This is a genomic window from Blautia sp. DFI.1.216, assembly GCF_020594215.1.
GTDB lineage: Bacteria > Bacillota > Clostridia > Lachnospirales > Lachnospiraceae > Blautia_A > Blautia_A wexlerae.
Genome location: NZ_JAJDML010000041.1, coordinates 15,140 through 35,280 on the forward strand (window position 1 = coordinate 15,140; position 20,141 = coordinate 35,280).

The window sequence follows — 20,141 nt, forward strand, 5'->3', positions numbered from 1 at the left end:
TTTACAGTTTATCTGATCACATTCCCGGGACATCTATATCAATACCTTCTCCCAGTTTTATACAGATTCTCTGCATCATTTTGCACAAAGCAAGCTCCGCATCCAGATACGCATTCACTTCCGGGTGTCTGCGAAGCTCTGCGGATTCTTTTCCCATCTGCTCTACAACTTCAGACAGATTATCGGAATCACATTCATTCTGGACTTTATAATTATCTGCCCTGAATGTATCCACACGTGCCTTCAGTTCGGGCTTCTTTTTCAGGATATCACTCTGCTTCTGAAATTCCAGATATTCAGGGCTCTCCTTTATAGCCTCCAGAAGCCCTTTAATACTTTCCTCTATTGTATTTGGTTCCATTTTATGCCTCCATGATAATAGGCAGGATCATAGGACTTCTCTTGGTACGTTTCCATAAAAATTCACTGAGCGCATCCTTCACAACTGTCTTAATCTTGCCCCAGTCCGTAATATTACGTTCCAGACAGGAATCCAGTGCATTCTCTACCACTTCTCTTGCACCATCCATCAAATCCTCAGATTCCCTCACATATACGAAGCCTCTGGAAACAATATCCGGTCCTGCAAGAATCACATTGCTGTGGCGTTCCAACGTAACCACAACGATCATAATTCCATCTTCTGCAAGATGCTGACGGTCACGAAGAACGATATTTCCTACATCTCCTACACCAAGTCCGTCTACCAGGATTGCTCCTGTGTGTACAGTGCCTGTTACTTGTGCACTCTGGCTGTCAAGCTCCAGAATATTTCCGGATGCAAGGACAAAGATATTCTCTTTGGGGATTCCAAGTTCCTCAACTACATTTTTCTGTGCGGTCAGATGTCTGTATTCACCATGAACAGGGATTGCATATTTCGGTTTTACCAGAGAATAGATCAGCTTGATTTCTTCCTGGCAGGCATGTCCGGAAACATGGACATCCTGGAAAATAACCTTCGCACCCTTCATGGAAAGCTCATTGATAACCTTGGATACCGCTTTCTCATTTCCCGGAATCGGATTGGAACTGAAAATAATAGTATCATTCGGTTTGATCACTATTTTCTTATGGATGTTTGCAGCCATACGGGAAAGAGCTGCCATGGATTCACCCTGGCTTCCTGTTGTGATTAGCACTACCTGTTCATCCGGGTAATTCTTAACCTGATCGATCTCAATCAGAGTCTGATCCGGAATGCGAAGGTATCCAAGCTCTGCTGCAGTTGTGATAACATTTACCATACTGCGGCCCTCTACTGCAACCTTGCGTCCGAAACGATAAGCTGTGTTAATGATCTGCTGTACGCGGTCTACATTGGATGCAAAAGTGGCAATAATGATTCTGTTTGTCTTATATTCATTGAAAAGATTATCAAACACATGTCCCACAGAACGTTCAGACATGGTAAATCCGGTTCTCTCTGCATTAGTACTGTCACACATCAGTGCCAGTACTCCCTTTCTTCCAATCTCTGCAAAACGCTGCAGATCAATGGCATCTCCGAATACAGGAGTATAATCTACTTTAAAGTCGCCGGTATGCACTACGATGCCTGCCGGAGAATAGATTGCAAGTGCAGATGCATCCTGGATACTATGGTTTGTCTTGATAAATTCAATTGAAAAATCACCAAGATTAATGACCTGTCCATGCCTTACTTCCTTTAACTTGGTAGTATTGGTCATATTATGCTCTTTCAGCTTATTTGCAATAAGGGCAATGGTCAGCTTCGTGGAATAAACAGGGACATTTACATCTTTGAGTACATACGGCAGCGCACCGATATGGTCCTCATGTCCATGAGTGATCACAAAGCCTTTTACTTTGGAAATATTCTCTTTTAAATAGGTGACATCCGGAATGACAAGGTCAATTCCGAGCATATCATCTTCCGGGAAAGCAAGACCGCAGTCTACCACAACAATGCTGTCTTCATATTCAAATGCTGTGATATTCATTCCAATCTGTTCCAGACCACCCAGAGGAATGATCTTTAATTTAGATGTTGGTTTCTTCGGTCTGCGGGAAGAATTCTTTATCGCAGCCTTAAATGGTACCTGTATTCCGTTCTTCTCTTTATCTGCCGGAGCCTTGCGGTCCTGCATTGGTTTTCTTCCATAAGAGTTTCTGTGCTGTGGTTTATATTTATAATTCTTCGGTCTGTTGTATGGCCTCTTCTGACCATGTCCGAACTGTCCGTCATGATTTTCACGCGCTTCATTATTAAACTGGTTGTTATTTTCGTTACTCAAGTACTACACCTCCATGCTACATTTCAAGGTCTACGTCATCTAACATTTGTTCAAATACTTTAAAAACAGCCTGCATCTCATCCTCGTCCTCGACCATTTCATAGCAGGCTTCCTGACTGTCATCCTCTGACACGTCTTTAAAAATATAGGCTGTCGCCTCATCATCCTGAGAATCAGATACCAGAAGATATGCAACTCCTCCGATCCTGGTCTGCTCCTCTACATAAAACTCCGCTTCTGTTCCGTCCTCAAGCTGAAATTTAATTTTCTCCATCTTATTAATCTCCTAACAGGACAGGGAATCCAGATATCCCTGCAAAATAAAAACAGCAGCCAGCTGATCCAGATACTGCTTGCGGTTCTCTCTGCGCACACTGGCTTCCATTAAAGTACGATTGGCTTCTACTGTTGTCAGACGCTCGTCCCACATGATCACTTCAAGACCTGTACGTCTCTCCAGCATTTCTTTAAATTCCAGTGATTTTTGGGCACGTTCTCCAATCGTATTGTTCATGTTCTTCGGATATCCAAGCACGATCTTCTCCACGTGATATTCCGAAACAAGTTCTTCAATACGGGCAAGTGTCTGGCGCAGGTGGTTCTCCTGTTTACGCCAGATCGTCTCTACACCCTGAGCGGTGATCCCCAACGGATCACTGATAGCTACACCGACTGTTTTTGATCCATAATCTAATCCCAGAACCCTCATATCAGCGTTCCCAGGATTTGTTCTTAATATACTCGTTTAAAAGTTCCTCTACCAGTTCGTCGCGCTCTACCTTCATGATCATGCTTCTTGCGCCCTTATGACTGGTGATGTAAGTAGGATCTCCGGACATAATATATCCAACGATCTGATTGACCGGATTGTATCCTTTCTCATCCATTGCTGTGTAAACGAGATCCAGGACTTCTTTTACCTGAAGTTCCTGGTCTGGTTTTGTTCTGAAATATTGGGTATTACCCAGATTGTTCTCTGCCATTTTATTCACGTCCTTACCTGATTTATTGTCGCAAAGCCTTCTTAGTAATTCTGCTTTGCTATGTATTGCAAATTTCGTATACAATACACATATTTTCTTCTATATTTTAATATAATTTCACGTATTGTGCAACCGCAAATTTATTGATGATTATTCGTTACTGTTGTTACTGTTCACACACCACTATTCCGCTGAGAATGAAGTGAACTGTAACTATTCTACTCCCAGAACCTCACCTGTTAATGTATGTTCTTCCAGGAATTCTTCAGCTTTTACAGTAATGATGTCATTCACACTGTAGTTGTCCTGTTTTTTCACTGCTGTTTTAATATATTCCATACTGTGGCCGATATACCACTGCTCTCCGTTAATCTCTACTTCTTCCTCAAGAAGTACTTTCAGTTCACCGCCGAGCATGGATTTTTCATATTCTTTCGCATGCTGTTCATTTAAAGCAAGCATCTTGTCACTTCTGACCGCTTTCTGTGCTTCAGTGAGCTGTCCGGACATGGCTGCAGCCTTTGTTCCATGGCGGCGGGAATATTTGAAAATATGAGTTTCATAAAAATGAATGCTCTCTACGAAATCATAGGAATCCTGAAAATCTTCTTCTGTTTCCATCGGAAAACCAACGATCACATCTGTGGTAAGTGCAGGATTTCCCAGATATTTTCTCAGAAGCCCGCATTTCTCTGCATATTCTGCGCTTCTGTATCTGCGATTCATTCGCTCCAGTGTGGTATCACATCCGCTCTGCAGGGACAGATGGAAATGCGGACACATTTTCGGCAATGCGGCAATGCTCTGCACAAATTCTTCCGTGATGATTCCCGGTTCCAGGGAGCCCAGACGGATTCGTTCGATTCCTTCTACCTCATGTACTGCCCGGATCAGGGAAAGCAGTGTTTCTTTCTCTTCTGCCGGGAAATCTACACCATAAGAGCTTAAATGAATTCCTGTCAGAACGACTTCCTTGTATCCTTTTACTGCAAGTGCATGAACCTCATCCATTACATGTGCGATCTTACGGCTTCTGACACGACCTCTTGCATAAGGAATGATACAGTAAGTACAGAATTGATTACAGCCGTCCTGAACTTTGATATATGCGCGTACATGCTCTGCTGTATGATCAATTGCCAGTTCTTCATATTCTTTTGTCTGGTTGATCTTGAGCACATGTTTCTGTTTGGTGTGCTGTTGCTCATATTCCTCGAGTACCTGGACAATATTTCCCTTCTGATTGTTTCCAAGGATCAGGTCTACAGCCTCATCTTTATCCAGTTTCCCTTCATCTGTCTGTACATAACATCCGGCTGCGATCACGATAGCATCCGGGTTCATTTTCTTTGCTTTGTGCAGCATCTGTCTGGATTTACGGTCTGCAATGTTGGTTACTGTACAGGTATTGATTAAATATACATCAGCCCCCGGTTCAAAAGGTACGATCTCGTAGCCCGCTTCTTCCAGAAGCTGCTGCATGGCTTCTACTTCATAGGCGTTTACTTTACATCCTAAGTTGTGAAGTGCAACTTTTTTTCCCATTCTTTCCTCCTAATTGATTTTTCTGTTTTTATAATTCTATACCTGCATACTCATTTTCTGTAGTCTGGACTTTGTATACATGCTGACATTTCGAAAACTTATATGCTTACAGAATAGATTTTGTTTTCGCTCTAGTTATTGTTCATTTTCTACAAAACAGTCTGATATTTTAGCACTGTTCTACATTTTCACTAAATCTTTCTGGAAATTTTATCCGTTTTCACCTTGACTTTTATGGTCTCTGCCGTTAAGATGAAAACTGTAAGCTGACAGACAATCAGGTCAGCAAATAACTATTATTAAGGGAGGTTCTCATAATGAAAACAGTTAAAATTTCACTGAACTCTATCGATAAAGTGAAAGCGTTCGTTAATGAAATCAGCAAATTCGACTGCGATTTCGATTTAGTATCCGGAAGATATGTAATCGACGCAAAATCTATCATGGGTATTTTCAGCCTTGATTTATCCAAACCAATCGATTTAAACATCCACGCTGATGGCGCTGCTCTTGATACCGTTATGGCAATCGTAGGCAAATACGTTACAGAATAATTTTTTCGCAGTCATTGAGGAACTGTTTACCAGTTCCTCTTTTTTTGTATACCAGAGTTTCAAGTTCAAACATAAGGAAGTAGCGTCAGCAGATTCCGAATGTTTGTAATCGATATTAATCAATCTCAATAATCTCAACAGTCTCCAGCGCTGTCTTCATGAGTTCGTCAATTTTTTCTTCCAGTTTTGTTTCAGAACGGTGGATCACGTTCAGGTTTGGTTTGGTAACCGGATGTTTTGCCACGAAAATAGTACAACAGTCTTCGAATGGCTGAATGGATGTTTCATAGGTTCCGATTTCCCAGGATCTTTCTACGATTTCCTGTTTGTCGAATCCGATAACCGGACGGTATACAGGGAGTGTGCAGACTTCGTTTGTTGCTGCAAGGCTCTGCAGGGTCTGGCTGGCAACCTGACCGATGCTTTCTCCAGTGATCAGACCGAGACATCTGCTTTCTTTTGCGAAATGCTCTGCAATACGCATCATGTAACGACGCATAATGATAGTCAGCTCATCGTGCGGACACTGGTCGTAAATATAGAGCTGGATATCTGTGAAGTTTACCACATGGAGGCGAATCGGTCCACTGTATTTTGCTACCTGTTTTGCCAGGTCTACAACTTTCTGTTTTGCTCTTTCGCTTGTGTATGGCGGAGCGTGGAAATATACAGCGTCAATCTTAACACCACGTTTTGCGATCATGTAACCTGCTACCGGGCTGTCGATTCCGCCAGAAAGGAGAAGCATAGCTTTTCCGTTTGTGCCGATTGGCATTCCGCCTGCGCCTTTGATGGTCTGGGAATATACATAGATCTTGTCTCGGATTTCTACGGAAAGAGTCAGGTCCGGTTCATGTACATCTACGCTTGCATCCGGAAACTCATCCAGGATACGACCGCCGAGTTCTGCACTAACTTCCATGGATGTGATCGGATAAGATTTCTTTGCTCTTCTTGTATATACTTTGAAACTTCCGTCGTAGTTCGGATGGCAGTTCTTCATGTAGGAAACTACGTCCTTTGCCATCTGCTCGAATCCCTGATCTTCGTAGATCACTACAGGGCAGATTCCAACAATACCGAATACATGCTGCAAGGCTTCTACAGTTTCATCATAGTCATACTGCTCCGGGCAGAATACATAGATTCTTCCCTGTTCTTTCTTTACTTCAAACTCACCTTCTACTTTGGAAAGGGCGATGTTCATCTGCTTTACAAGGGCATCTTCGAAGATGTATCTGTTCTTGCCCTTGATGGCGATTTCTGCGTATTTTATTAAAAATGCGTGGAATATCATTTGTTTCTCCTTCTCTTATTTTGCTTATAATAAATTGTTTTATATAATATTAGAATTAATATTTTTCTGGATTTAATATCTGTAATTTTCAAATAGAATTCATATAAATGCTATTAACAACCTTTTCAAATATTCCTGAGCTTATCTCAGGTTCCATTCCAAATATCACTTATAACTATTATTTGTTATCTGCGTGCATAGCGTTTCAGCATCGGCAGTACTTCATTCAGAACTTCCAGGCAGTAGTCAACTTCTTCGAATGTATTCTCCTCTGAGAAGCTGATACGTACAGTGTTCTCGATCTGTGCATTGCTCATTCCCATTGCTGAAAGTGTTGCACTTGGTTTTCTCTTGTGACTGGAGCATGCGCTTCCTGCTGATACATAAATATTTCTATCCTCTAATGTGTGAAGCAATACCTCGCTTCTGATTCCCAGAAAGCTGACGCTTAAGATATGCGGTGCGCCTTCTCTGACAGGCATTCCGTTGATTACTACATCGTCAATCTTAGAAAGTCCTTCTGCCATGCGTTCTTTGAGCTGGTAAAGATGCTCTACTTTCTCGTCAAAGTTCTGGTACATCATCTTCGCTGCAACACCAAGTCCTGCGATTCCCGGTACATTGTCTGTTCCGGAACGCATGCCATTCTGCTGGCCGCCGCCGAGAATCAGAGGCTGCACTTTTGCCTTGCTGTTGATGTACAGGAATCCAACTCCTTTTGGTCCATGGATCTTATGTGAGCTGACAGACAGAAGATGGATATTCCATTTCTTCGGATAAATACGATATTTGCCGAATGCCTGGATCGCATCTACATGATACAGCGCCTTCGGACACTTTTCCTGGATCATGGCACCGATTTTCTCTACAGGCATAACCGCACCGGTCTCATTATTTACCATCATTGTAGATACGAGAATGGTATCCGGCCTTAATGCTTTCTCCAATGCGTCAAGTTTTACTACTCCATGCCCGTCTACAGGAAGAATGGTCACTTCAAATCCCTGTTCCTGCAGAAAAGCTACCGGCTGGCTGACTGCAGCATGCTCTACTGCAGTTGTGATAATGTGATTACCGCTTCGTTTGTTGGCAAGCGCACCACCGATCAGAGCCAGGTTGTTTGACTCTGTTCCGCCGGAAGTGAACAGGATTTCTTTTTCTGTTACTTTCAGTATCTGTGCCAAAGTTCTGGCAGATTCTTTGACATACCCTTCTGCGTCTACACCTTTCTGATGCATGGCAGATGGGTTTCCGAAATCTTCCATCATTGTTTTTACCACGATGTCCTTTACTTCTTCAAAGCAGCGGGTCGTGGCTGAATTATCAAAATATGCTTCCATTTTTGTTCTCTCTTGTTTCTATTATTCATTTTCCAACTGGAACATCAGAACTGAAAGAATCGCAAGTCCTGCTGTCTCAGTTCTGAGGATTCGTCTTCCAAGTGTAATCGCATGGGCACCTGCTTCCAGTGCCTTTGCTACCTCTTCTTCCTCGAATCCACCCTCCGGTCCGATAAAGATACCGACAGACTGTCCAGGCTTAATCTCGCTGAGGATTTCTCTGGTTTCTTTCATTCCTTTGGCAAGTTCGTACGGGATCAGTTTTACATCTAACTGTTTCGCAAATTCCAGTGCCTGTTTGTAGGTCATTACTTCATGAATCTCCGGGATCAGCATTCGCTTGGACTGCTTTGCTGCACTCTCTGCGATCTGCTGCCAGCGAACCACCTTCTTTGCTGCCTTCTTAACATCCAGTTTCACCACACATCGCTTTGTCTCTACCGGGATTATAGAAAAAGCTCCCAACTCTACTGCTTTCTGGATGATCAGTTCCATCTTGTCTGCTTTCGGCAGTCCCTGGAAAAGATAAATTTTATTTGGCAGCTCATATTCCGGCTCCTGTGCATAGAGGATATGCAGCAGAACCTCATCCTCTCCCAGTTCTTCAATCTGGCAGTGGTATTCTTTATCTCCTCCGTCACTGATCCACACATCCTCCCCACATTTCATGCGGAGAACGTTTTTAATATGATTTACATCCGTCCCATTGATGTGGATACGGTGTGCCTCTTCCTCAATCTGATAAGGCTCCACGAAAAAACGCTGCATAGGATCAGTCCTTTCTTGCTGTTACGGAAACCCACTCGCCTTGATGTGTCACTTCTACGACCGTCAGGCCTGCTGCTTTTACTGCCTCCACTACAACTTCTTCTTTCACATCAAGAATACCGGAAGTAATGTAGTAAGCGCCTTTTTTCATCTGGTTTACAATTACCGGTGTCAGAGGGATCAGAACATCTGCAAGGATATTTGCTGTTACGATATCATATTTTTCATATCCTGCCTGATCCTGAATCGCTTTATCGTCAATGATGTTTCCGATCACCATATCAAAAGTTTCATCCACGATCTGGTTTGCTTCTTTATTCTCTGCAACTGCAGGAACTGCACATGGATCAAGGTCTGTTCCCAGTACATGTTTCGCACCAAGTTTCAGGGCAACGATACCAAGGATACCGCTTCCGGTTCCTACGTCAAGCATCTCTGTATCCGGTGTTACATATTTCTTTAACTGGCGAATCACAAGCTGAGTAGTCTCATGCATACCTGTACCGAAGGCTGTACCCGGATCAATGTGGAGGATCATCTTGTCTTTATCCTCTGCTTTTACTTCTTCCCATGACGGTACGATAAGGATATCATCTACATAGAACTGGTGGAAATACTGTTTCCAGTTATTAATCCAGTCCTTGTCCTCTGTCTGAGATTCTTCAATGGTAGCTTCCCCGATGTCCATAAAATTCTTCAGGTCATCTAATGCTTCACGAACATCTTTCAGGATTGCTTCTTTGTCTGCATCTTCTTCCAGATAAAAATTCAGATAGGCAACGCCGTCATCTGCAGGTCCTTCCGGCATAATATCTACAAACATCTGAGCCTTGTCTTCCTCAGTCAGAGGCTGTTTGTCCTGAATTTCCACGCCTTCAATGCCGACTTCTGCAAGTGTGCTGATAACGATATCTTCTGCTTCTGTTTTCGTTTTTACTGTAAAACGGTTCCACTTCATGTAATTGTCTCCATTTCTTTATGTTATATAATTAACTATTATCATCCAAAAATATGTCTGGCCCATTCTCTGTTACTCTGCAGCTATTCCCATAATGCAGCATCTCACCACATCCAGTCAATTCTTATTTACCCACCGACTGCATGCTTCACTTATTTTTTCAAAAAAATGTCTGAATATCTCGTGGCGGTTTCCTTTGCTGTAAAATCTCCACGCCAGTTCTACCAGTGCAACTCCGGCAATGGCATCCACCAGATAATGCTGTTTAAGCACCTGGGTAGAAATAATGATCAGTATTGCAAAAGTCAGTGAAAAATGCTGATACCATTTTGGAATATTCTCTGATTTACTGACTCCGCGCCAGCTCAGCCAGCTTACATAACAATGGATTGACGGAAATAAGTTAGACGGACTGTTTCCACCATCCATGAGATAAACAAACTTAAGCATCTGCTGGGACCATGTAGTTCCTGCAATCTCAGGTCTGACATTGGTAGTTGGCAAAACCAGAAAAATAATAAAACATGTAATATGAACAGTCAGATCAGTTGCCACAAACCGATAAAATCCATCTTTTCCTCTCTGTGCAGCCAGAATATAATTCACAGCCCAAAAAGGAAATGCCAGAATATAAATCCAGATAAACTGTGGTATTAACGGCACTGCCCTGTCCAGTGACATGGTAAAATCAAAATGATATCTGTCTGCTGTCAGTACTCCGCTTCCCCAGTAAATAAGACAGTTTAATACAAAAATGCTTATCAGCGGCAAAATTACCCATACAGGGAGATACTTCTCCCGAAAAGCTGCGATCTTCTCTGTTTTTGTCAAATATCTCTCCATTTCTCAGGAAACTTTTATTCCTGTCTGTTCATCTGATTTTTACCGTTACTCTTCAATATACACGACTATACAAAAAAAGAAAAGAGGGTAAACCTCTTTTCTTTAATTTTCTTTTATAATTAATCCTCAAAAGTCTCTTTTAATTTATCCATGAAACTCTTTTTCTTCTTTTCCGGTTTTTCAAAATCATCAGAATCTTTTGATTTCGGACGGTTACCACACGCCTCATCGAATTTGCGCAGTGCTTCTTTTGCTTCTTCGTTGAGGTTTGTAGGAACCTGCACAACGAAAGTCACATAATGATCGCCACGTACATTCTTATTTCTCAGAGACGGTACACCTTTTCCCTTCAGACGGATCCTTGTGTCTGTCTGAGTTCCGGGTTTCACTTCATATTCAACCTCTCCATCCACTGTGTTGATACGTACAGTACCGCCCAGTGCTGCCTGCGCGTATGTAAGAGGCGCAGTAGAGAAGATATTCATATCCTGTCTCTGGAAGATCGGATGACGTGCAACATTTACTTCTACAAGCAGATCGCCTCTCGGGCCTCCGTTTGTACCCGGTTCACCCTTCTCACGGATGCGGATGCTCTGACCATTGTCAATACCTGCAGGTACAGATACCTGAATCTTCTTTCTTGAAGATGTATATCCGGTTCCGCGGCAGGAAGTACATTTATCCTTGATGATCTTACCTGATCCATGACAATCCGGACAAGTCTGTACATTACGCACCATTCCAAACATGGACTGCTGTGTATAAACAACCTGACCTTCTCCATGACATTTCGGACAGGTTACCGGTGAAGTACCCGGCTTCGCACCTGTTCCATGACAGGTGGTGCACTCGTCTTTCAGTACGATCTCCAGTTCCTTCTCACAGCCAAAGACAGCTTCTTCAAAAGTAATATTTACGCGTGCGCGGAGATTAGCTCCCTTCATCGGACCATTATTGGCACGTCTGCTTCTGCTGCCGCCGCCAAATAAATCGCCGAAAATATCGCCGAAGATATCACCCATATCAGCACCGTTAAAATCAAAACCTCCGAAGCCGCCGCCGGCACCTCCGCCACCGTTTTCAAAAGCCGCATGGCCAAACTGGTCATACTGTTTTCTCTTCTCCGGATCGCTTAAGATGGTGTAAGCCTCTGTTGCCTCTTTAAATTTCGCCTCAGCCTCTTTATCTCCTGGATTTACATCCGGGTGATACTTCTTGGCCAGCTTACGATATGCTTTTTTAAGTGTTGCGTCATCGGCGCTTTTGTCCACGCCTAAGACTTCATAATAATCTCTCTTATCAGCCATGATTTTAATCCTATACCCGTTTTATTTATAACACAACTATTCAGTGAGAGAGACTCTCCCACTGAACAGTTATTATTGATATTTCCGTTGCAAATCTCTGCTTTTACAGAAATGTCACATTATACTTCTTTGTAATCAGCATCTACAACATCATCGTTGTTTCCTGCATCTGTGCTGCCTGCTGCACCGCCGCCCATATTCATGTCCGGTCCTGCCTGGCCGCCTGCCTGCTGTGTCTGCTCATACATTTTAGCGAAAAGCTTCTGAGCACTTTCCATCATCTTCTCCTGAGCAGCTTTGATATCTGCTACCTGAGAATCTGTCATCTCTTCTGCATTTGCAGTCTGAGACAGTAAATCTTTCAGTGCGTTCAGGTCTGCTTCTACAGCAGCTTTATCATTAGCATCGATCTTGTCTCCGGCTTCTTTCAGTGCATTCTCAACCTGGAATACCATGGAATCAGCATTGTTTCTTGTATCGATTGCTTCTTTACGTTTCTTATCCTGTGCTTCAAACTCAGCAGCTTCTTTTACTGCCTTGTCGATATCGGAATCAGACATGTTAGAACCAGCTGTGATTGTGATGTGCTGTTCTTTACCTGTTCCAAGATCCTTAGCAGATACATTTACGATACCGTTTGCATCGATATCAAATGTAACTTCAATCTGCGGAACACCACGACGTGCTGGCGGGATTCCGTCCAGACGGAACTGACCAAGGGATTTGTTGTCTTTTGCAAACTGACGCTCACCCTGTACAACGTTGATATCTACTGCTGTCTGGTTGTCTGCTGCTGTTGAGAAAATCTGGCTCTTTCTTGTAGGAATTGTAGTATTTCTCTCAATCAGTCTTGTTGCAATACCACCCATTGTCTCGATGGACAGTGACAGTGGAGTAACATCCAGAAGAAGGATATCACCTGCACCTGCATCACCTGCAAGTTTACCACCCTGGATAGAAGCACCAAGTGCTACACACTCATCCGGGTTCAGGTTCTTGCTTGGCTCTTTGCCTGTTAACTGTCTTACTTTATCCTGAACAGCCGGGATACGGGAAGATCCACCAACCAGAAGTACCTGGCCAAGTTCAGATGCTGTGATACCTGCATCTGAAAGTGCACGACGTACCGGTTCTGCTGTCATTTCTACTAAGTCATGTGTTAATTCATCGAATTTAGCTCTTGTAAGGTTCATATCGAAGTGTTTCGGGCCTTCTGCTGTAGCTGTGATGAATGGCAGATTGATGTTTGTAGTTGTTGCGGAAGAAAGCTCTTTCTTTGCTTTCTCTGCAGCTTCTTTTAATCTCTGAAGTGCCATCTTATCATTGCTTAAGTCTACGCCTTCTGCTTTCTTAAACTCTGCAAGCATGTAATCTGTAACTTTCTGGTCGAAGTCATCACCACCAAGACGGTTGTTACCTGCTGTGGAAAGTACTTCGATAACGCCGTCACCGATTTCGATTACAGATACATCGAATGTACCGCCACCTAAATCGTATACCATGATCTTCTGTTCTTTTTCATTGTCAAGGCCATATGCAAGAGCTGCTGCTGTTGGCTCGTTGATGATACGTTTTACATCAAGACCTGCGATTTTACCAGCATCTTTTGTTGCCTGACGCTGAGCATCATTGAAATATGCAGGAACTGTGATAACTGCTTCTGTAACTTTCTCACCAAGGTATCCTTCTGCATCTTTTTTCAGTTTCTGAAGAATCATAGCGGAAATTTCCTGTGGGGAATATTTCTTGTCGTCGATTGTTACACGATAGTCAGTACCCATCTCTCTTTTAATGGAAGAGATTGTTCTCTCTGCGTTTGTTACTGCCTGACGTTTTGCAGGTTCACCTACAAGACGTTCTCCTGTTTTTGTGAAAGCGACAACTGATGGTGTTGTTCTTGCGCCTTCTGTATTAGCGATAACTGTTGGCTGTCCGCCTTCCATTACGGCTACACAGCTGTTTGTTGTACCTAAGTCAATACCAATGATTTTTCCCATAATCTTGTTCCTCCTGTTTATTTTCAACTAGATTTGATATATTCTATATTTTCATGTAAATTAGTTGGCTACTTTTACCATACTGTGGCGGACTACGAAATCCTTGTAGGTGTAACCCTTCTGGAATTCTTCTACCACAATATTCTCACCAGCTTCTTCATCCTCCACATGCATTACTGCGTTGTGGAAGTTCGGATCAAATTCCTTACCCACTGCTTCAATCGGTTTCACGCCCAGCTCATCTAATGTGGTGATCAGCTGTTTATAGATCATCTTCATGCCATCTGCAAAAGAATCTCCTTCAGGTGCCTGTGCAAGACCTCTCTCGAAGTTATCCACAACCGGAAGCATTTTCTCAACTATGTCCTTGGCTCCGATGATATACATGCTGGATTTCTCTTTCTCCGTTCTCTTACGGAAGTTATCGAATTCAGCCATGTTTCGTTTCAGCCTGTCTGTAAGTTCTTCAATCTGCTGTTCAAATTTATCTTTTTCTTTTTTCTTCTTGCCGAAGAAAGAAGTTTTTGATTTGCTGTCTTTCTTGTCATCCTGGGAAGCTTCCTCGTCTCCGTCCTCTACCGGGATTTCCTCTGTTTCTGCTTCGCCGTTCTCTACAACTTCAGGTTCATTCTCAACAGTTTCTTCTGTTACCGGAGTATCTGTTGTCTCTTCTTCCTGAGCTGTGTTCTTTGTTTCTTCTGACACTCTCTATTACCGCCTTTCTAACTCTCTTTCTTAATCAGTTCGTCCAGCTGGACTTTCAAAGCCTTCAGGCTGTCAACTACGTTTGCATAATCCATACGCTTGGGACCGATGATACCGATGGTACCATGCATTCCTTTTCCAAGTTCGTAAGTGGCTGTGACTACACTGCAGTCTTTCATGGTCTGCACCGGCATCTCATCACCAATGTACACCTGAATTCCTGTGTTCTCTGTATCAGACATTCTCTCTTTCACCAGGTCTACCAGATCCTGCTTCTCTTCAAATGCTGAAATCAGCTCGCTCGCTTTGCTTGTGTCTGCAAGCTCCGGATACTTGAAAATGTTGGTTGCTCCTGAAGTATATATCTGCATATCGTCTTCGTCTACCTGGATGGTGTCTGCCACTGCATCAAGGACTGTGCCAACCACAGAGCCATGTACACCTGCCTGTTCTTTCAGGCGGGCAATCATTCCCAGGTTGATATCCTGAATGGGCACCCCATTTAAGTTGGTGTTAAGAAGAAGATTTAATTTCAGGATTGTCTGATCGTCCATCTCCTCATCCAGATTGATGATCTGGTTTCGGATGACATTGTTATCACTCACTACTACTGCCACAAGCTGAAGGGGTGTCACACGGGAAAGCTGGATGAATTTAATCTTGCTTCCGCTGTACTGTGGAACAGAGATCATTGTTGCATAGTTGGTATTGGAGGCCAGTACCTTTGCTACCTGCTTCAACATTTTATCCAGTTTGTCAGTTTTCTCTATCATGAGATCCTTGATTTCCTGAACCTCTGATTCCTTTTCTTTCATCAGCTCGTCTACGTAGAGGCGATAACCTTTATCAGAAGGAATTCTTCCGGCTGAGGTGTGGGGCTGTACGATATATCCCATATCTGTCAGGTCTGACATCTCATTCCGGATGGTGGCAGAGCTTACATTTAAATCTGCAAACTTGGAAATGGTCCGGGAACCCACCGGTTCGCCTGTTTCCATGTAGGTTTTGATGATGGCTTTTAGTATTTTCTTTTTACGATCATCTAATTCCTGATCCATGAAGTTCCACTCCTTTACTGCCTTTGTTTTTGGTTTGTTAGCACTCATGTTTTAGGAGTGCTAACACCTTATGCTCATAAGATAGCACTCTTGATTTGGTTTGTCAATATTATTTTGTGAATTTTTTGTTATTTTATGAACAATAGGGGTTATTAAGATTATGTTATAGAAAGGGGACGCGGGGAGAAATTATTGATATTGTGTGCGGTTTCGGACGCTAAGAGATACTAAGTCTGCAGAAATCTGCTAAAGGCATGAGCCGGCTTGTCAAACTCGCTCCGTCGCAAACTCCGCTCAGACAGGTGATGCAGCCGGCTCATAACGCAGATTTCTGCAGACTAAGTATCTCTAAGCATCCTGCAAATGCACACAATATCAATAATTTCTCCCCGCTGGCTGTTCAGGACGATTATACAGGCGGGGCTCTCGCCTGGGAGGCGAATCGCCTCTTCTATAGCAATCCTTGTAAATAATGCATTTAAGACAGTTCAGCAAAGTGCGAAAGACAAGGAAGATATCTGACGCAGGATTTCACACTCTGATGGGCTGGATTAAGATACATTATTTTAGAGGATTGCTATAGAATAACTATATCACTTGCTTGTCTTCAAATTCGATTACACAGATGAAAAAGACTCAGTATAGCACTATTTATCTAAAATATCCAGATTCTTTTTCAGGTCGATCATTTTATCACGTAGTTCGGCGGCCTGTTCGAAGTTGAGATCTGCGGCTGCGGCGCGCATTTGTTTTTCTACCTGGGCGATGAGTTTGGTGAGTTCTTTACGGGTCATGGACTCTGGGTCTTTCTGGAGTCGAACTTCGGTTTCGGCTACTGCTTTGGATACGGCGATGAGGTCGCGGACTGCTTTTTTGATAGTAGTCGGAGTAATTCCGTGTTCTTTGTTGTAGGCTTCCTGGATGGTGCGGCGGCGGTTGGTTTCGGTGATGGCTTTGTGCATGGAATCGGTCATGTTGTCTGCGTACATGATTACATGGCCTTCACTGTTTCGGGCAGCTCGTCCGATGGTCTGGATGAGAGAGGTTTCGGAACGGAGGAAGCCTTCTTTGTCTGCATCCAGGATTGCTACCAGGGTGATCTCCGGGATGTCCAGGCCTTCTCGAAGAAGGTTGATTCCTACCAGAACATCAAAAACATCCAGACGCATATCACGAATAATGCGGGCACGCTCTAAGGTATCGATATCGGAATGGAGGTAACGGACTCTGATTCCTACTTCTTTCATATATTCTGTCAGGTCTTCTGCCATTCGTTTGGTGAGAGTGGTAATCAGGATTTTGTGTTTCTTTGACACTTCTTTGTTTACTTCTCCGATCAGATCATCGATCTGGCCTTCAATGGGGCGGACTTCTACTTTCGGATCCAGAAGTCCGGTTGGACGGATGATCTGTTCTGCACGGAGGAGTTCATGATCATACTCATATTGTCCCGGAGTGGCAGATACAAACATGACCTGATCCAGTTTGGATTCGAATTCTTCGAAGCTTAAAGGACGGTTGTCCTTTGCCGAAGGAAGACGGAAACCATAGTCCACCAATGTCTGCTTCCGGCTCTGGTCACCGGCGTACATTCCTCCTACCTGAGGTACTGTGATATGAGATTCGTCTATAATAAGTAAGAAGTCATCTCCAAAATAGTCCAGCAGTGTGTATGGCGGCTGTCCGGGCTTTAATCCTGACAGATGTCTGGAATAATTTTCGATTCCTGAACAGAATCCGGTTTCTTTCATCATTTCAATGTCGAAATTGGTGCGTTCTGAGATTCGCTGGGCTTCCAGAAGCTTGTCTTCGCTTTTGAAATACTCTACACGTTCTTTTAATTCTTCTTCTATTGCTACAGCTGCTCTCTGGATCTGTTCTGCTGGCACTACATAGTGGGATGCAGGGAAGATACTGATATGAGAACGCTGGCATTTGATTTCTCCTGTCAGTACATCAATTTCTGAAATACGGTCGATCTCATCTCCGAAAAATTCTACTCTCACGGCTGTATCGGAGCTGTTGGCAGGAAAAATTTCCAGGGTATCTCCACGGACACGGAAGGTGCTTCGGTGGAAGTCCATCTCATTTCTGGTGTACTGAATGTCGATCAGCTCCCGGATTACCTCATCCCTGTCTTTGGTCATTCCCGGACGCAGGGAAATCATCATGTCAAAGAATTCCTGAGGGGAACCCAGTCCGTAGATACAGGAAACGGAGGAAATGACCACTACGTCTTTCCGCTCTGACATTGCGGCTGTGGCAGAGAGACGGAGTTTGTCAATCTCGTCATTGATGGAGGAGTCTTTGGCAATATAGGTGTCTGAAGACGGGACATAAGCCTCCGGCTGATAGTAGTCATAATAGGAGACAAAATATTCCACTGCGTTCTCAGGGAAGAATTCTTTCATCTCACCGTAAAGCTGCGCCGCGAGAGTTTTGTTGTGGGCGAGGATGAGAGTTGGTTTGTTTAGCTGGGCGATGACGTTCGCCATGGTAAATGTCTTGCCGGAACCGGTGACACCCAGTAAAGTTTCGAACTGGTTGCCTTCTTTAAAGCCTCTGACCAGACGTTCAATTGCCTGAGGCTGATCTCCAGTTGGCTTGTACTCGGAATGCAATTCAAAATGATCCATAATATTCTCCTGTTTTAATCAAATTTCACTTATCAAAAATTGAAATATGTTTAATATGGTTATATTTTCAGTATATCATCCCATATAAAAAAAGTACAGAGCAAGCGAATACCTGTTCTGTACTTTAACGTGTCGCGTTACTGTTCACTCTGGCTGCCTAAAACCGAACAAATAGTCTTCTCAACTTTTTCTGCATCAACAGGTTTTGCAATATGTCCGTTCATTCCTTTTGCCAGTGCCTTTTTTCTGTCTTCCTCAAAGGCATTGGCTGTCATGGCTATGATTGGAATAGTGGCTTTGTCTTTATCTGACAGTCCGCGGATCATCTCAGTTGCCCTGTAGCCGTCCATGTTCGGCATCTGGATATCCATAAGGATCAGGTCATAGGTGCCTGCCGGTTTCTGTTCTATCCTTGACACACACTGAACTCCATCCTCAACACGATCAACCATAAGTCCCATATCCTCCAGGATAAACTGTGCGATTTCCGCATTCAGATCATTATCCTCGGCAAGCAAAATATGTTTTCCGCTGATTCTGTCTGTTTCATCCACATCTGAAGATTTTTCCGTATCCTGTTCATAGTAGCTCTTATCAGCAATCCTGTATTCCAGGGTAACTGTAAATTTACTTCCTTCTCCCTGCTTACTTTCTACTTCAATAGTTCCGTACATCATATCAATATACTTCTTTATGATCGGCATTCCCAGACCTGTTCCCGCAATCTTTCCGTCTGTTGTATTTCGTTCCCTGGCAAAAGCCTCAAAGAGAGATGGAAGGAATTCTTCGCTCATTCCGATACCTGTATCAATTACCTGAGTCCGTATCCGCACATAGTCTTTCCTGTCACAGTCAAGCTCTGTGATCCTTATGGTAACTCTTCCCCCTGAAGCTGTATATTTTACCGCATTACTGATCAGATTGAGGAAAATTTCCTTGTTCTTCGTCTCATCGCAGATTACGTGCTCATGCTTGACATCATATTCCATCTTAAGGTGAATACATTTTTTCTCCGCTTCCGCCTGGAAAATTTTGTAAATTCCCTGATAAATATCTCTGATCTTCACATAATCTTCATCCAGTTCCACCTTACCGCTTTCAATCCGGGCCATGTCCAGCACATTATTGATAATAGACAGAAGCAGATTTCCGGACTGTTCCATCTTCTCCTGATAATCCAGAAGTTTCGGATCAGTCAGTTCCCTTTTTATCAGCTCACTGTATCCCAGCAGGGCATTCATGGGTGTCCGGATATCGTGAGACATATTGAAAAGGAACTCTGATTTGGCGGCATTAGCCTTTTCTGCCTGAATCTTGGCTTTTCTCGCTTGTATCAGCAGATAAACTATAATCCATACAATAATCAAGACCACACTTACAAACCAAATGGAAACTACCCGCAGATTATCCTTTATGTATTCTGCCAGAGTAACCTTGCCCGGTGCGTTTTCATATACGTAAAACTGACTGGAAAGTCTGGAAGCAGGCAGAGTCTGAATGGTTTTGTTCAGGATATTCATTAATGTTGTGTTTTCCCTGGTGACCGCAAAGCAGGAAGCGCCGGATTTCGTAAGAAAAATACTGCGCATTTTGCTGTCCTCCAGTGTCTTTAATGACTGTCCTGCCTTCACAACAAAGCAGTCTGCCTCGCCACTTTGAACTGCTTTATCGGCCTCAGCAGATGAGTCGTATTCCTTTATTTTCCAGAATGGATAATTAAAAGAAATATACCACTTCCCCAGCAGGTTATTCCTGCTCACTGCTACTGTATTCTCTTTATTTTCATCAAACTTCTTAACACCGGTGAGTACTGCAACATTAATTTCAAAAACAGTATTTGCTACGAAAATAAAACTCGTAGCCAAAAACTGAACCTTGACAACAAATGTTTT

18 protein-coding genes are annotated in these 20,141 nt (G+C 43.2%); 1 reads left to right on the top strand and 17 read right to left on the bottom strand.

The annotated features are described in order from the left end of the window. Positions 1 to 16: 16 nt before the first annotated feature. The 6 genes from LJE11_RS14140 to mtaB all read right to left on the bottom strand — a co-directional run bounded on the left by LJE11_RS14140 (position 17) and on the right by mtaB (position 4,786). Positions 17 to 361, bottom strand: a complete 345-nt coding sequence (locus LJE11_RS14140; RefSeq protein WP_008707418.1) for a YlbF family regulator — start codon at positions 359 to 361, stop codon at positions 17 to 19. 1 nt (position 362) lies between these two features. After that, the gene (locus LJE11_RS14145) at positions 363 to 2,111 is read right to left on the bottom strand and encodes a ribonuclease J (RefSeq protein ID WP_008707417.1); all 1,749 of its coding nucleotides are present in this window, start codon (positions 2,109 to 2,111) and stop codon (positions 363 to 365) included. Positions 2,112 to 2,274: 163 nt separating this feature from the next. Continuing rightward, positions 2,275 to 2,532 carry a DUF1292 domain-containing protein gene (locus tag LJE11_RS14150; RefSeq protein ID WP_008707416.1) on the bottom strand — a complete coding sequence of 86 codons (258 nt, stop codon included), beginning with the start codon at positions 2,530 to 2,532 and terminating at the stop codon, positions 2,275 to 2,277. 12 nt (positions 2,533 to 2,544) lie between these two features. Further along, positions 2,545 to 2,967 carry a Holliday junction resolvase RuvX gene (gene ruvX, locus LJE11_RS14155; RefSeq protein ID WP_008707411.1) on the bottom strand — a complete coding sequence of 141 codons (423 nt, stop codon included), beginning with the start codon at positions 2,965 to 2,967 and terminating at the stop codon, positions 2,545 to 2,547. A 1-nt stretch (position 2,968) separates the two neighbouring features. After that, positions 2,969 to 3,241, bottom strand: a complete 273-nt coding sequence (locus tag LJE11_RS14160) for an IreB family regulatory phosphoprotein (protein ID WP_020994102.1) — start codon at positions 3,239 to 3,241, stop codon at positions 2,969 to 2,971. A 213-nt stretch (positions 3,242 to 3,454) separates the two neighbouring features. Next, the gene (gene mtaB / locus LJE11_RS14165; RefSeq protein ID WP_128867786.1) at positions 3,455 to 4,786 is read right to left on the bottom strand and encodes a tRNA (N(6)-L-threonylcarbamoyladenosine(37)-C(2))-methylthiotransferase MtaB; all 1,332 of its coding nucleotides are present in this window, start codon (positions 4,784 to 4,786) and stop codon (positions 3,455 to 3,457) included. Between the two features lie 317 nt (positions 4,787 to 5,103). Between mtaB and LJE11_RS14170 the strand changes: the two genes are divergently transcribed. Continuing rightward, positions 5,104 to 5,340, top strand: coding sequence for an HPr family phosphocarrier protein (locus LJE11_RS14170; RefSeq protein WP_008707401.1), 237 nt, complete (start codon positions 5,104 to 5,106; stop codon positions 5,338 to 5,340). Between the two features lie 115 nt (positions 5,341 to 5,455). Here LJE11_RS14170 and thiI read toward each other — a convergent pair whose 3' ends face one another. The 11 genes from thiI to LJE11_RS14225 form a co-directional block, all read right to left on the bottom strand. Continuing rightward, positions 5,456 to 6,637 (bottom strand): tRNA uracil 4-sulfurtransferase ThiI, encoded by a 1,182-nt coding sequence (gene thiI, locus LJE11_RS14175; protein WP_055052522.1) that lies wholly within the window; start codon positions 6,635 to 6,637, stop codon positions 5,456 to 5,458. 185 nt (positions 6,638 to 6,822) lie between these two features. Further along, entirely contained in the window at positions 6,823 to 7,977 is a 1,155-nt protein-coding gene (locus LJE11_RS14180; protein WP_055052523.1) for a cysteine desulfurase family protein, read from the bottom strand. A gap of 21 nt (positions 7,978 to 7,998) precedes the next feature. After that, positions 7,999 to 8,745: a 16S rRNA (uracil(1498)-N(3))-methyltransferase gene (locus tag LJE11_RS14185; RefSeq protein ID WP_055052524.1), complete on the bottom strand. Its 747-nt coding sequence runs from the start codon at positions 8,743 to 8,745 to the stop codon at positions 7,999 to 8,001. A 4-nt stretch (positions 8,746 to 8,749) separates the two neighbouring features. Further along, a complete protein-coding gene (gene prmA / locus LJE11_RS14190) occupies positions 8,750 to 9,703 on the bottom strand; it encodes a 50S ribosomal protein L11 methyltransferase (RefSeq protein ID WP_008707396.1) in 954 nt (317 codons plus the stop codon). 117 nt (positions 9,704 to 9,820) lie between these two features. Further along, positions 9,821 to 10,534, bottom strand: a complete 714-nt coding sequence (locus tag LJE11_RS14195; protein WP_227296126.1) for a phosphatase PAP2 family protein — start codon at positions 10,532 to 10,534, stop codon at positions 9,821 to 9,823. A gap of 131 nt (positions 10,535 to 10,665) precedes the next feature. Continuing rightward, positions 10,666 to 11,853 (bottom strand): molecular chaperone DnaJ, encoded by a 1,188-nt coding sequence (dnaJ, locus tag LJE11_RS14200; RefSeq protein WP_022381214.1) that lies wholly within the window; start codon positions 11,851 to 11,853, stop codon positions 10,666 to 10,668. Between the two features lie 119 nt (positions 11,854 to 11,972). Next, entirely contained in the window at positions 11,973 to 13,850 is a 1,878-nt protein-coding gene (dnaK, locus tag LJE11_RS14205) for a molecular chaperone DnaK (protein ID WP_008707391.1), read from the bottom strand. A gap of 60 nt (positions 13,851 to 13,910) precedes the next feature. After that, positions 13,911 to 14,555 (bottom strand): nucleotide exchange factor GrpE, encoded by a 645-nt coding sequence (grpE, locus tag LJE11_RS14210; protein WP_022381213.1) that lies wholly within the window; start codon positions 14,553 to 14,555, stop codon positions 13,911 to 13,913. 17 nt (positions 14,556 to 14,572) lie between these two features. After that, positions 14,573 to 15,613, bottom strand: coding sequence for a heat-inducible transcriptional repressor HrcA (gene hrcA, locus LJE11_RS14215; RefSeq protein WP_008707388.1), 1,041 nt, complete (start codon positions 15,611 to 15,613; stop codon positions 14,573 to 14,575). Positions 15,614 to 16,260: 647 nt separating this feature from the next. Next, positions 16,261 to 18,249 (bottom strand): excinuclease ABC subunit UvrB, encoded by a 1,989-nt coding sequence (gene uvrB / locus LJE11_RS14220; RefSeq protein WP_008707386.1) that lies wholly within the window; start codon positions 18,247 to 18,249, stop codon positions 16,261 to 16,263. Positions 18,250 to 18,386: 137 nt separating this feature from the next. Next, positions 18,387 to 20,141, bottom strand: a 1,755-nt coding sequence (locus LJE11_RS14225; RefSeq protein WP_227296127.1) for an ATP-binding protein, incomplete at its 5' end; no start/stop codon positions are given.